10 protein-coding genes and 1 tRNA gene are annotated in these 12,392 nt (G+C 74.6%); 6 read left to right on the top strand and 5 right to left on the bottom strand.

The window, feature by feature from the left end:
• Positions 1-151 precede the first annotated feature (151 nt).
• Complete coding sequence (locus ACWDR0_RS33050; protein WP_456355516.1) at positions 152-2,656, bottom strand: SCO7613 C-terminal domain-containing membrane protein; 2,505 nt, start codon at positions 2,654-2,656, stop codon at positions 152-154.
• Positions 2,657-2,800: 144 nt separating this feature from the next.
• On the opposite strand from ACWDR0_RS33050, the gene ACWDR0_RS33045 reads away from it, so the two are divergent.
• Together ACWDR0_RS33045 and ACWDR0_RS33040 are read left to right on the top strand one after the other, a co-directional pair.
• Positions 2,801-3,256 (top strand): SRPBCC family protein, encoded by a 456-nt coding sequence (locus ACWDR0_RS33045; RefSeq protein ID WP_456355515.1) that lies wholly within the window; start codon positions 2,801-2,803, stop codon positions 3,254-3,256.
• Positions 3,257-3,295: 39 nt separating this feature from the next.
• Positions 3,296-3,367, top strand: a tRNA-Val gene (locus ACWDR0_RS33040).
• Between the two features lie 73 nt (positions 3,368-3,440).
• Here the strand turns inward: ACWDR0_RS33040 and ACWDR0_RS33035 are convergent.
• On the bottom strand, positions 3,441-4,166 hold the full coding sequence (locus ACWDR0_RS33035) for an exonuclease domain-containing protein (protein ID WP_456355514.1): 726 nt from the start codon (positions 4,164-4,166) through the stop codon (positions 3,441-3,443).
• 283 nt (positions 4,167-4,449) lie between these two features.
• Between ACWDR0_RS33035 and ACWDR0_RS33030 the strand changes: the two genes are divergently transcribed.
• The 3 genes from ACWDR0_RS33030 to thrS all read left to right on the top strand — a co-directional run bounded on the left by ACWDR0_RS33030 (position 4,450) and on the right by thrS (position 8,473).
• Positions 4,450-4,932 carry a DUF4365 domain-containing protein gene (locus ACWDR0_RS33030; protein WP_456355519.1) on the top strand — a complete coding sequence of 161 codons (483 nt, stop codon included), beginning with the start codon at positions 4,450-4,452 and terminating at the stop codon, positions 4,930-4,932.
• Positions 4,932-6,167: a hypothetical protein gene (locus ACWDR0_RS33025; protein WP_456355518.1), complete on the top strand. Its 1,236-nt coding sequence runs from the start codon at positions 4,932-4,934 to the stop codon at positions 6,165-6,167. Before ACWDR0_RS33030 ends, ACWDR0_RS33025 begins: the two co-directional genes overlap by 1 nt.
• Before the next feature lie 329 nt (positions 6,168-6,496).
• Positions 6,497-8,473 (top strand): threonine--tRNA ligase, encoded by a 1,977-nt coding sequence (gene thrS, locus ACWDR0_RS33020; RefSeq protein WP_456355513.1) that lies wholly within the window; start codon positions 6,497-6,499, stop codon positions 8,471-8,473.
• A 55-nt stretch (positions 8,474-8,528) separates the two neighbouring features.
• Here the strand turns inward: thrS and ACWDR0_RS33015 are convergent, their stop codons facing one another.
• The gene (locus ACWDR0_RS33015; protein ID WP_456355517.1) at positions 8,529-9,185 is read right to left on the bottom strand and encodes a potassium channel family protein; all 657 of its coding nucleotides are present in this window, start codon (positions 9,183-9,185) and stop codon (positions 8,529-8,531) included.
• 238 nt (positions 9,186-9,423) lie between these two features.
• Between ACWDR0_RS33015 and ACWDR0_RS33010 the strand changes: the two genes are divergently transcribed.
• On the top strand, positions 9,424-9,981 hold the full coding sequence (locus tag ACWDR0_RS33010; protein WP_456355512.1) for an HIT family protein: 558 nt from the start codon (positions 9,424-9,426) through the stop codon (positions 9,979-9,981).
• 73 nt (positions 9,982-10,054) lie between these two features.
• Here ACWDR0_RS33010 and ACWDR0_RS33005 read toward each other — a convergent pair whose 3' ends face one another.
• Positions 10,055-11,707: a hypothetical protein gene (locus ACWDR0_RS33005; protein WP_456355511.1), complete on the bottom strand. Its 1,653-nt coding sequence runs from the start codon at positions 11,705-11,707 to the stop codon at positions 10,055-10,057.
• A gap of 475 nt (positions 11,708-12,182) precedes the next feature.
• On the bottom strand, positions 12,183-12,392 hold a 210-nt coding region (locus ACWDR0_RS33000; RefSeq protein WP_456355510.1), incomplete at its 5' end, for a hypothetical protein.

The raw sequence follows: 12,392 nt of genomic DNA, 5'->3' as shown, positions 1-12,392 counted from the left end.
GCTGACCCTCGCAGTAGGCGAACCATTTGTTCTGCGGGGTTTCCAACAGCGGGAGGGGGAGCCTGCCGCCCCGGGCCGGGACGCCCGGGGAGTTTCCTGCGGATCAGCGGATCAGCGGATCGGGCGAGCCCGGCAGGATCCGGAAGGCGGCCTAACGCATCCGGTGGACGCTGTCGCGGAGCCGGCGGGCGTCCCGCAGGCGCTGCTCGTACGTCGCGCCCACCACCAGGAGCAGCAGCCCCGCGAGCGCCGGGGGCAGCCAGCGCGGCAACAGACCGGCCATCTGCACCACATACGGCGCCAGCTCGTGCAGGGCGACCAGGGCCAGGACCGTGCCGCCGAGGACCAGCGGGGCCTGGAGCCGGCCGCGGGCGCCGTGCAGGGTGAGGGCAAGGGCCGCGGCACCCAGCAGCAGCGGCCGGAGCGGGCCCGGGTCGCCCCAGACCGCGAAGAGGCTCGGCAGCAGGCCGGCGGCCAGACCGGGGCCGTACGCCGTCCAGGACGAGGTCTCCGGAGCGCGGCGGCGCAGCAGCACGCCGACGGCGAGGGCGGGCGCCGCGACCGGCAGCGCGTACGCCTCCGGGGCCGTCACCTCCCAGGCGGCCAGCCTGGCCCAGGAAGCCAGCACGAACAGCGCCGCGGCCGTGGCCCCGGCCGGGCGGCGCCGCTCGGGACGGAGCGCGGTCGCCGCGGCGATCACCCCGGCCAGCCCCAGCAGCAGGGCGGTCATCGGCAGGTTCCCCGAGGCCAGCAGCACGGCCGTCGCGCCCGCGACCGCCGCCGTGGTCTCCAGCGCCACCACCGGGGCGGCCGGCGCGGTGCCCTCCTCCGCCGGTTCCCCGTTCCCCGGTCCCCGGGCGGCGACCGCGCACGCCACCGCCGGAACCAGCATCAGCAGCAGCCCCGCCCCGGCCGCCGTCAGCTCCGCCGCCCGGGCCACGGCCAGCAGCAGCCAGCCGCCGAACCCGGCCGCGGCCACCGCGAACACGGCCTGTACCGCGGCCCCGGACCGGGTCACCGCCGCGGCCGCCACCGACGCCACGAGCAGCACCCCGAGCACCGCGAAGGTCGCGGGCCTGCTCGACAGCGCCAGCCCGGCGGTGCCCACCGCTCCCAGCAGCCCGCAGATCAGGGCCACCGGGACCGGGACGGCGCGCCCGCGGGCGGCCCCGGCGAACGCCGCCAGGGCCAGCAGCAGGCCGTACGCCACCGCCGCCGGGTACTCCATCCGCACGGCCGCCGGCACCGTCGCCAGGGCCGCCCACAGCAGGACCGCCGCGACGATCCGCGCCCAGGCCGCCGGGCGGACGTCCCGGGGAGCCGCAGCCGCCGGGTCCGCAGCCTCCGGGTCCGCCGCCCGGAACCGTACCCGCCGGACGTACTCCGCGGCCCCGGCCGCCAGCAGCAGGAGCAGCGGCGCCGGAGCGAAGAACGCATGGCTCAGCTCGGCCCCCACGGCCGTGTAGGCGTCACCGGGCGCGCCCCGCCACAGACCGGGCAGCGCCGTCACCGGACCCGTCAGGGCCAGCACCGTCAGCGGCAGCGTCAGCAGCACCGCCGCACCCAGTGCCCCCGCTCCCGCTCCGGCCAGGCCCCCGGCGATGCTCCGGGGCAGCCTCGTCCCGGCGGCCGCCGTCAGGGCCGCCGCGGGCAGGGCGTAGGCAAGCACCGCCCAGTCCGGGGGCAGCAGCTCCCGCAGCGGCCCGCCCGCCGCCAGGACCAGGACCGCCCCGGCCGCCGCGGCGGGCACCGCGGCCCGCCCGGACCGCGCCGCGGCGGCCAGCGCGATCGCCGCGATCACCGTCAGGTGCAGTGCCGGTCCGGCCGTCTCGGCCGGACGCTGCGCCAGTACGGACTCCGTCACGGCGGCCAGTACCGCGTGGCCGCCGGTCACGACGGCGCCGACCGCCGCGAGCCGGCGGACGGACCGCCGGGACGCCCACAGGGCGACCGCGACATCGAAACCGGCCGTCGCCGTCGCCGCCCACCCCACGGGCGCCTGCTCCGCCGCGGCCCACAGCAGCAGCGGGAACTGGGCGGCGACCACCGCGGCGGGCAGCGGCAGCACCAGGCCGGGCAGCAGCCTCCCGTACCCCGCCCACAGCGCCGCCAGCACCGCCGCGGCCGCCGCCGCATAGAGCACACTGTCCCCGCCGGCGAGCCCTGCCTGCCGTACGGCATAGGCGTCGAGCACCGTCAGCAGCAGCCCCAGTCCGGCCACCGACTCCGCGGTGGAGCCCAGCCCGCGGCGCAGCAGCGGCACCGGCGCGGTGAGCGCGGCGGCCGTCACGGCCGCCAGCACGGCACCACGGCCGCCGATCCCCAGGGACCCCCAGCTCAGCACCGTGAACGCGATCGCCGCGACGGCCAGCAGCACCCCGCCGAGGATCAGCAGCGTGTTCTGGGTGCCCCGCCCCGTGGTCTCGCCCGCCCTGCCCGCGGCTGTACCGCCGCCCGCCGGTCCGCCGCCTGCCGGGACGGCGTACGGCGTCCCGGCTCCCGCCCGGGCCCGCGGCGCGGCAGGCACCCGGAGCGCGGCGAGCAGCCAGGCGCGGCGCATCAGCAGCTGTGCCCGGTGGGCCTCCAGCCGGGCCAACTCCCGGTCGACGAGCGCCAGCTCCTCGGCGGGCGGCAACGGCGGTGTGAACGGATTCATGCACCTGAGTGTGGTCCATGACACAGGGCCGCCACATGGGCGCGGATACTCAGAACGGTGCATGAGTACCGGCCGGACCCGCCCCGGCCTGCGCGAACCCCGCGCCCGCCGCCCCCGCTCCGGCCGCCGCGGCAGACTGGAGCCATGGACCGGTTCCGCTACCGCTTCCGCAGCGTCTGGGACCTCGACGCCCCGCCCGGCGTGGTCTTCGCGGTACTCGCCCGCCCCGCCGACTACCCCCGCTGGTGGCCCCAGGTGCGCGCGGCGACGACGCCCGGCAGGGGCCGCGGCATGGTCCGGGTCCGCTCCCTGCTGCCGTACGAACTCACCATCGGCATCCGCGAGGTGCGCCGCGATCCGCGGGCCGGGGTGCTGGAGGCCGTGATCCGCGGCGACCTGCGCGGCACGGCCCGCTGGACCGTCACCGCCCGGGGACCCGGCAGCCGCGCGGTCTACGAACAGGAGGTGGAGGTCCTCCGCCCGCTGCTGCGGCGGCTGACCGTGCCCGCCCGGCCGCTGCTGCGCGCCAACCACGCCCTGATGATGCGCGCGGGCCGCCGTGGGCTGGCGGCCTACCTCCGGACCCGGCACCGGATTTGAAGCCGGGCCGCCGCAACCTGTATTGTTCGGTCCGTTCCCGGGCGATTAGCTCAGTGGGAGAGCGCTTCGTTCACACCGAAGAGGTCACTGGTTCGAACCCAGTATCGCCCACCGGGAAAGGCCGGTCCGTCATCGACGGACCGGCCTTCTTCATCTCCGCACCCGCTCCGGGCCGGGGCCGGGGTCAGGCCGCGGCGGGCAGTTCGGGGCGGAGCGGCCACGCCGGATCCACCGCCTCCGGCGAACCGGAGCGCGCGAACCACGCCTGGAGCCCCCGCGCCTGCCCCGCGTGCCACACCGCCTGCAGGGTGTGCAGCTCGGCCGCCGACAGCCGCTCCATCCGGGCCGCGAACCTGCGCCCCACCGCACGGCACACCTCCAGCGCCGCCGTCGCGTCCGCCGCCGCCTCGTGCGCCCCGTCCAGCACGACCTCGTACTGCTCGCAGAGATCCGTCAGCGTCCGCCGGCCCTTCCGGTAGCGGTCGAGGTGCTTGTCCAGCACCCTCGGATCGAGCACGCACAGCGGCACGTTCTCCAGGCAGCGGGAGAGCGACGTGGCGCGGTGCCGCCGGAGTTCACGGTCGAGGAGCGTCAGATCGAACGGCGCGTTCATCACCACCAGCGGGCGGGCCGCCGCGCACTGCTCGGCCAGCGCCCGCGCGATCTCCTCCATCACCGGTGCCGGCCAGCGGCCGTTGCGCTGCACATGCTCCTCGGTCAGCCCGTGCACGTCCACGGCCGCCCGGGGCACCGGCACCCCCGGATTGACCAGCCAGCGCGTCACCACCGGCCGCGCGCCGGCCTCCTCCTGCACCACCAGGGCCGCGGAGACGATCCGGTCCTCCTCGACGTCCACCCCCGTGGTCTCCGTGTCGAAAGCGGCCAGCGGGCCCTCGAACCAGCTCGTCATCCCCGAACTCCTCGCACGCGTACGGCAGATGGCGCTTCCTCTGCCGCATCGGTGATACCCGGACCGTTTGCCGCGTACGCAAGACGGTGACAACACACATGACGGGCACGGAACCTGACAGCCCGCCATGAACACCGGCACATCGGACGGATCCCCCGGAAGGCCGAAGAACATGGCGCTCCCGCACCCCTCCTCCGCGGCCCCGAGCGCCGCGGGGGGACCGGCGCGGCACGACGGTGCCCGGCCGGCGGCGCCGCGCGGCGCACTCGCCGTCACCGCCTGCATGGAAACGCTCCAGATCGGCTATCTGCACGCCGTCGCCGCCGCGGCGGGCTGCTCGCTCTCCCAGCCCTTCCCGGACAACGGCATCGACTGGCACGTCAGCCACGGCTCGGCGGAGCATGCCGTGGACGACGAGGTGACCATCAAGGTCCAGCTCAAGTGCACCGGCCGGATCCCGCCCCGCCCGCCGGGGCCCTCGTTCCCCTTCACCCTGGACAACGACCACCTCGCCAAGCTCGCCCGTACCCCCGTCTCCGTCCACCGGATCCTGGTGGTGATGCTGGTGCCCCGGGCCCCCGAGGACTGGCTGCGGGCCGGTCACGACCGGCTCGAACTCCGCCACTGCTGCTACTGGACCAATCTGGCCGGGCAGTCCGCCACGGGCCGGCGCCGGACGACGGTACGGATCCCCACCGCGCGGATCTTCGACGACCGGGCGCTGCGGGAGATCATGGCGCGGGTCGGGTCGGGAGGCAGACCGTGATCCCCGTTCCCGGTGACACCCCGGACGACGCCGTACGGCCCCGGCTCCGGCCGCTGCCCGCGGCCCCGCCCTTCCCGGGCGCCCCGCCCGGCCCCGCGGGCCCCGACCCCGCCCGGGTCGACCCGGCCGTCCTCGGCGCCCTGCTCGACCGGCACGGCTGGCGCCGCCGCGGCGGCGCCGCCGGGCGCTACGCCCGGTGGAGCCCGCCCGGTGCGGACGGCGGGCGCACCAGCCTGCTCGTCCCCGAGACCCGCGCCCTGCCGGACTGCGCCGACCTCGTCGGCGAGGCCCTCGGGGCGCTCGCCGCCCTGGCCCGCGACGCCGTGCCGTCGGCCCGGGACGTCCTCGCCGGCCTCACCGTCCCCGGCGACGAGATCCACTGGTGGCGCGAGGTGCCCCCGGGCCCGGCGGGCGCCGTGCCGTGGGCCGCGCAGGAAGCCCTGCGCACCGCCGCCCGGCAACTGCTGATGGCCGGTGCCCTGGCCGCGTACGGCCGGGCCGGCTACCACGGCGCCCGGCACCGCCGCCGGGCCCGGGCCCTCCTCGACGGCGTCCTCGTCGCCCCCGGGCAGGGCGGCCGCTCCCTGACCGCCCTGGTGCCGGTGGCCGGCGGACGGGCCCTCGCCGTCGCCCTCTACGGAGCGCTCGCCGCCGCCCGGGACGCCACCGACTACCAGCGGGCGACGGGCCGGATGGAGGCGTACGACGCGGCCGTGGCGGTCGGCGTCAGCCAGGAGCTGACGGAAGGGCTCGTCGCCCTGGTCCGCGGCTCCGAGGGCGCGGCGGTCCGGCTGGCCTGGTCCCCGGCGGCCGGACCGCCGGACCACTGCGCGGCACGCCCGTCGCCGGTCGAGTTCACCCCCGGCGACCTGCCCGCCCTGCGGGCGGCGAGCGCCCGCTACGTCCGCCGTGAGCCGTCCGTTCCGGTCCGGGTCACCGGAGCCGTCGTCGGACTGCGCCGCCCCGGCCCGCGCGGCCCCGGCACGGTCAGACTGCGGGTGCTGACGGGTGCCGAGGTGCCGCAGGTCCGTACGGTGCTGGAGGAGGACGCGTACCGCGTCGCCGGGCAGGCCCATCTGGCCGGAGTGCCCCTCCGGGTCACCGGCCGGCTGGAGAGCCGGGGCGGCTTCCGCCGGCTCACCGACGCCTCCGGGGTGCTCGCGCTGCCCGCCGACGGCCCCGAGGCCGAGCGCCTGCTGAAATCGCTGCGCGCCGGTCCCGGCGACGAGGTGTGACACCCGCGCCGCACCCGCCCGGGCGGTCCGGCGGCCCGGCCGCCGCCCGGGGCCGAAAGACACCGCCGGACCGTTCCGCCCGGCGCGGGACGTACGGCGCGGGACCGTTCCGCCCGGCGCGGGACGTACGGCGCGGGACCGTTCCGCCCGGCTCCGGACGCACGGCGCGGCACTGTTCCGCCCGGCTCCGGTACCGGCGCGGCGGCCCCGCGCCGCCGCGGCCCGGACGCCCCGGGCCAAACCGTTTCGCGAGGGCCGCCCCGGGCTCGGTACGATTCGACGGTGCCCGGTGTCCGCCGGAGCGCCCCCTTGTCAGTCAGGAGAAACCGGTGTCCGACGTCCGTGTGATCATCCAACGCGATTCCGAGCGGGAAGAGCGCGTGGTGACTACGGGTACGACGGCCGCCGAGCTGTTCGCCGGCGAGCGCTCCGTGATCGCCGCCCGGGTCGGCGGCGAGCTGAAGGACCTGGCGTACGCGCTCGTCGACGGCGAGGAGATCGAGCCGGTCGAGATCTCCTCCCCGGACGGTCTCGACATCCTCCGCCACTCCACCGCCCATGTGATGGCCCAGGCCGTCCAGGAGCTGTTCCCGGAGGCCAAGCTCGGCATCGGCCCGCCGGTCAAGGACGGCTTCTACTACGACTTCGACGTCGAGAAGCCGTTCACGCCCGAGGATCTCAAGGCTGTCGAGAAGAAGATGCAGGAGATCCAGAAGCGCGGTCAGCGCTTCGCGCGCCGGGTGGTGAGCGACGAGGCCGCCCGTGAGGAGCTGGCGGACGAGCCGTACAAGCTGGAGCTGATCGGCCTCAAGGGCGCCGCCTCCAGCGACGACGGCGCGGACGTCGAGGTCGGCGCGGGCGAGCTGACGATCTACGACAACCTCGACGCGAAGACCGGCGAGCTGTGCTGGAAGGACCTCTGCCGCGGTCCCCACCTGCCGAGCACCCGCGCGATCCCGGCGTTCAAGCTGATGCGGAACGCCGCCGCGTACTGGCGGGGCAGCGAGAAGAACCCCATGCTCCAGCGGATCTACGGCACCGCCTGGCCGTCGAAGGACGAGCTGAAGGCCCATCTCGACTTCCTCGCCGAGGCCGAGAAGCGCGACCACCGCCGGCTGGGCTCCGAGCTGGACCTGTTCTCCGTGCCCGACGAGATCGGCTCCGGCCTGGCCGTCTTCCACCCCCGCGGCGGCATCATCCGGCGCACCATGGAGGACTACTCGCGCAAGCGCCACGAGGAGGAGGGGTACGAGTTCGTCTACAGCCCGCACGCCACCAAGGGCGCCCTCTTCGAGAAGAGCGGTCACCTCGACTGGTACGCCGAGGGCATGTACCCCCCCATGCAGCTCGACGGTGGTACGGACTACTACCTCAAGCCCATGAACTGTCCGATGCACAACCTGATCTTCGACGCGCGGGGCCGCTCCTACCGTGAACTGCCGCTGCGGCTGTTCGAGTTCGGCACGGTCTACCGCTACGAGAAGTCGGGCGTGGTGCACGGACTGACCCGGGCCCGCGGCTTCACCCAGGACGACGCGCACATCTACTGCACCCGCGAGCAGATGGCCGAGGAGCTGGACCGCACCCTCACCTTCGTGCTCAACCTGCTGCGCGACTACGGTCTGACCGACTTCTATCTGGAGCTGTCCACCAAGGACCCGGAGAAGTACGTCGGCTCGGACGAGACCTGGGAGGAGGCCACCCGGGTCCTCGCCGAGGTCGCCGAGAAGCAGGGCCTGCCGCTCACCCCCGACCCGGGCGGCGCCGCCTTCTACGGCCCGAAGATCTCCGTGCAGGCGCGGGACGCCATCGGCCGCACCTGGCAGATGTCGACCATCCAGCTCGACTTCAACCTCCCCGAGCGGTTCAACCTGGAGTACACCGCCCCCGACGGCTCCCGGCAGCGGCCCGTCATGATCCACCGGGCGCTGTTCGGCTCCATCGAGCGGTTCTTCGCGGTTCTGCTGGAGCACTACGCGGGTGCCATGCCGCCGTGGCTGGCCCCGGTCCAGGCCGTCGGCATCCCGATCGGCGACGCCCATGTCGAGTACCTCCAGGGCTTCGCCGCCGACGCGAAGAAGCTCGGTCTGCGGGTCGAGGTGGACGCCTCGTCCGACCGGATGCAGAAGAAGATCCGGAACCACCAGAAGCTCAAGGTCCCCTTCATGATCATCGTCGGTGACGAGGACATGAACGCCGGTACGGTCTCCTTCCGCTACCGCGACGGCTCCCAGGAGAACGGCGTCCCGCGCGAGCAGGCGCTGGCGAAGCTGGCACAGGTCGTCGCCGACCGCGTCCAGGTCTGACCCGCCGCGGGCCGGGCCCGCAGGTTCGGAACCCGTAGGTTCGGAACCCGTACGTTCAGAAGAGGCCCCCGGGGGATCCCCCCGGGGGCCTTCTGTCCTCGGCCAGCGCGAACCGCTGGATCAGCCACGACGAGAACGAACCCGTCACCGCGCCCAGCAGCGCCAGCCCGCCGGCCATCATGAACGTGGCGACGGTCCGGCCCTTGGGCGTCACGGGCGTCACGTCCCCGTACCCCACCGTCGTCAGGGTGGAGCAGGCCCACCACACCGAATCACCGAAGGTCCTGATGGTGGCACCCGGGGCGTAGCGCTCCGCCGCGTACACCGTGAGCGCGCCCGCGAAGCCGAGGAGCACGGCGGTCATGCTCGCGTACGACATCACCCGCGCGTACAGGGAGAGCCGGGCGTGCTCGTGGCGGTGCTGGACCGAGTCGTAGATCTCCACGATCCGCAGCGGGCGCAGCAGCGGCAGCACCACCACGACCGCGTCCAGCAGATGCGTACGGACGAAGGACAGCCCGCGGCCGCTGATCCGCCAGCGGACCAGGAAGTCCGCGACGAACATCGCCCAGGTCGTGTAGGTGACCGCGAGCAGGGCGTCCTGCCAGCCGGGGGGCAGGTCGTCGTCGAGGATCCGGACCGCGTAGCAGCCGAGGAACACCGTCGAGGCGACGAAGAGCGGGGCCTCGGTCCGGCGGCGCCAGCGCCACATCCGGTCCTCGCGGCCTCCGGCGGGCCCGTCGTCCGGACCGCCGCCCGAACCGCGGTCCCGGCCACCGCCCGTACCGCGGTTCCCGTCGCCGTCCCGGCCGGCTTCCGGGCCTCCCGGGCCGCCGGGAGCGTGCGGGCCGTTCAAGGCGTACGTACCGTTCTCGGTGGGTTCACCGGACCAGCATCGCCAACGGCGGGGGGACCGCCCCCGGCGACACGCGGCGCACCGTCCACGCCATATGCTGCACAGCATGACGAACGAGCCGGAACAGCAGATCGGGGTGGGGACGCCGGACGCGTTCCAGCGCTTGTGGACGCCGCACCGGATGGCGTACATCCAGGGCGAGAACAAGCCCAGCGGGCCCGAGGCGGGCGACGGCTGTCCGTTCTGTTCCCTGCCCGGCAAATCCGACGAGGACGGGCTGATCATCGCCCGCGGCTCGGCCGTCTACGCGGTGCTGAACCTCTACCCTTACAACGGCGGGCATCTGATGGTGGTGCCGTTCCGCCATGTCGCCGACTACACGGAGCTGGACGAGGTCGAGACGGCGGAGCTGGCGCTCTTCACCAAGCGGGCGATGACCGCGCTGCGCGCCGCGTCCGGCGCCCACGGCTTCAATATTGGGATGAACCAGGGCACCGCGGCCGGAGCCGGTATCGCCGCCCATCTCCACCAGCACATCGTGCCCCGCTGGGGCGGGGACACCAACTTCATGCCGGTCGTCGGGCACACCAAGGTCCTGCCGCAACTGCTCGCCGACACCCGGGCGATGCTCGCCGCCGCCTGGCCGGTCTGAGCCGCCCCGGACGCGTTCCGGAACGGCGGACGGGCCGCGCGGCACTGCCGTCGCGGCCCGTCCGCCGTGCGCGTCACGCGTCGTAGAGGTCCGCCTTGCGGGGGGACGGGTCCTGGACCGCGCCGCTGACCGCCATGGAGCGGCTGCCGAAGCGCTCGGTGTCCACGCCGTTCTCCTCCAGCACCTTGAGCGCCGCCGCATGGGCGACCCTCAGCACCGGGGTGGCCGCGCGCATCGCGTCGTCGGCCATGAAGCGGTGCCGCCACGGCTGCTCGGCCCAGGCGTGCCGCAGTCCGAAGGGCTCCGGCAGCGCCAGCTTGCCGCCGAGGAACTCCAGCAGCGGCGGGTACCAGGTGAAGGGGGCGCGGACCGCGAGCCGGACCACCTCCTTCGGCTCCACCAGCGGCAGCACGATGTCCCGGGTCTCCCAGAAGCGGATCGTCTTGCTCACGGTCCTCGTCTTGGGCGACGACTTGGTGGTGAACAGACCGTGGACCGGGCCCAGCGCATGACCGGTCACCTCGACCCGCAGGGTCTCGTGAAGGACCGTGACGTTGATCATCATGGTGATCACGAGCTGGCCGTCCCAGAGGACGAACTGGACTCCGAGGTAGTGCCGGTTGCCGCCGCTGAACTGCTGGTGGTTGCAGATCCGCTGTATCTCGTGCGGCTTGACCTGGAACGCCTCCACGTCCTGCCCGTCGGGGCGGGACACCCCGCCCGCGCCCTCCGCCACCGGCGAGACGATCCAGTGCTTGACCGAGGGGGTGGGGAAACCGCCCGAGTTCAGCGGACCGCGCTCCAGCAGCTTCAGCTTGTCGTGGATCGCCCGTATCACGTCCCAGCTGCGGAACTGGTTGATCTCCTTGCCCGGCTCCCGGGACACCAGCTCCTCGGCCATCTGCCAGCTTCCCCAGCGGGTGCCCATGCCGAGTATGCCCTTGGGGCCCGCGTAGAAGACCGAATTGGCCTGCTGTTCGGCGGAGAGCTTCTCCAGGCCCTGGCGCAGCTCCTCGCGCCCCTTCTCGTTGGGGTTGCCGGGTACCGCCTCGGGCACCTTGGCCGTCACCCCGCCGCCCGACAGCAGCCCGTCCCAGCGGGCCCGCATGTCGACCGCGGACTTCTCGCAGATCCGCTTGGCCAGGAACCAGCCGACCACCGGCGCGACGATCATTCCCAGCAGGTAGTAGCCGAGGAGGCCCAGGGCGGGCAGGTTGACCACGAGGACCACGGCGGCCGCGGCCATGGCGAGCAGCAGGACCGTGCCGAGCGCCCCGGCCTTCTTGTCCTGGGCACCGGCCAGCGTACGGCGGAGCTGGAAGACGCCCATCCAGAGCAGCGTCCCGGGCAGGAAGAGCAGCCCGCAGACGGCGGTGATCACCGTCAGTTTGGTGTCGCGCTCCTTGCGCAGCCCGTTGGCGGCCAGACAGTGCTCGACCACCATCCGGGCGTCCGTGCCGAAGGACTGGATCAGCGCGCCCCGCCCGCCGCCGAGGGTGCGGTTCTGCACCGCACGGGAGAACGCCTCCCCGAAGTTGGGCTCGAAGAGGGAGAACTTCCCCTTCTTCACATCGGACTTGTGCCAGTCGTTGTTGGCGTCGAGGATCTGCGCGACCGGGCTGTCGCGGTACGCCGCCGAGGCCAGGGCGCTGGTCGCGGCCGTCTGGCCCGCCGCGCCCTGGATCGGGATCTGCGCCCCGGGAGAGAAGTCGAATCCGTCCGCCACTTGCCGCCCCCATCGCCCCGTCGCCGCCGCCTCCGCGGCTCATTCCCAACTGCCCCGCCCCGCACACCTGCTGAACTGGGCACCTCAGCGTATCCGGGGCGTAGGCGCTTCGTCACGGGAGCGCGGAATCGGCCGGAACCGTCCGCCGGAGCCGCCGGGCCGCCGCCGGGCGGCCCGGCGAGGCGCGGTCCGCGCGAACGGCGCTCGTACGCCCTCCCTGCGCCGTCCGTGCGCCGTCCGCCCCGCGGCGGCCGGTTGTTGGAGTCCGGTCCGCGGCGGCCGGTCCGGATGTGGCCGGGGCGGCCCCTCCGGGCGCGGCGGAGGCGGGCCGGCTGCCACCGGCCCGGACGGGACGGCACGCGCCCGGGGCGGGCCGGTTGCCGCCCGTCCGGACGGGACGGCGGAGGAGCGGCCGTGACCTCGGCGGACGGGCCGCCGTGACCGTCTTCCGCGGTGCCGGCACGGGTGCCGCCGCTCATCTGCGGCGGCGGCACCCCCGGCCGCCCGGGCCGCCAGGGACGGCCTCGGCCCGGGAGAGCGGCAACGCACCGGGGACCCCGGTCCGGCGCCGGTGCCGGTGTGCCGGGACCACCGCCCAGGGGGCGGCGGAGCCCGGAGAGGCATGGCGGTTGACGGTGGACTCGACATGGAGCCACTCGCCGCCGCCGGAGCGGAAGCGGCATTC

This window comes from Streptomyces sp. NPDC003691 (assembly GCF_053981115.1).
Note: the sequence above shows the minus strand (reverse complement) of the source record. Positions and strands in the feature narration are given on the sequence as shown.

What these genes read in the sequence shown, in the direction of transcription:
- ACWDR0_RS33015 (WP_456355517.1), bottom strand. Translation starts at nt 9,185, where the DNA reads ATGTGGCGCTGGCGCCGCCGGACCGAGGCCCCGCTCTTCGTCGCCTCG.
- ACWDR0_RS33045 (WP_456355515.1), top strand. Translation starts at nt 2,801, where the DNA reads ATGGACCGGTTCCGCTACCGCTTCCGCAGCGTCTGGGACCTCGACGCC.
- ACWDR0_RS33030 (WP_456355519.1), top strand. Translation starts at nt 4,450, where the DNA reads ATGGAAACGCTCCAGATCGGCTATCTGCACGCCGTCGCCGCCGCGGCG.
- ACWDR0_RS33050 (WP_456355516.1), bottom strand. Translation starts at nt 2,656, where the DNA reads ATGAATCCGTTCACACCGCCGTTGCCGCCCGCCGAGGAGCTGGCGCTC.
- ACWDR0_RS33010 (WP_456355512.1), top strand. Translation starts at nt 9,424, where the DNA reads ATGCTGCACAGCATGACGAACGAGCCGGAACAGCAGATCGGGGTGGGG.
- ACWDR0_RS33035 (WP_456355514.1), bottom strand. Translation starts at nt 4,166, where the DNA reads ATGACGAGCTGGTTCGAGGGCCCGCTGGCCGCTTTCGACACGGAGACC.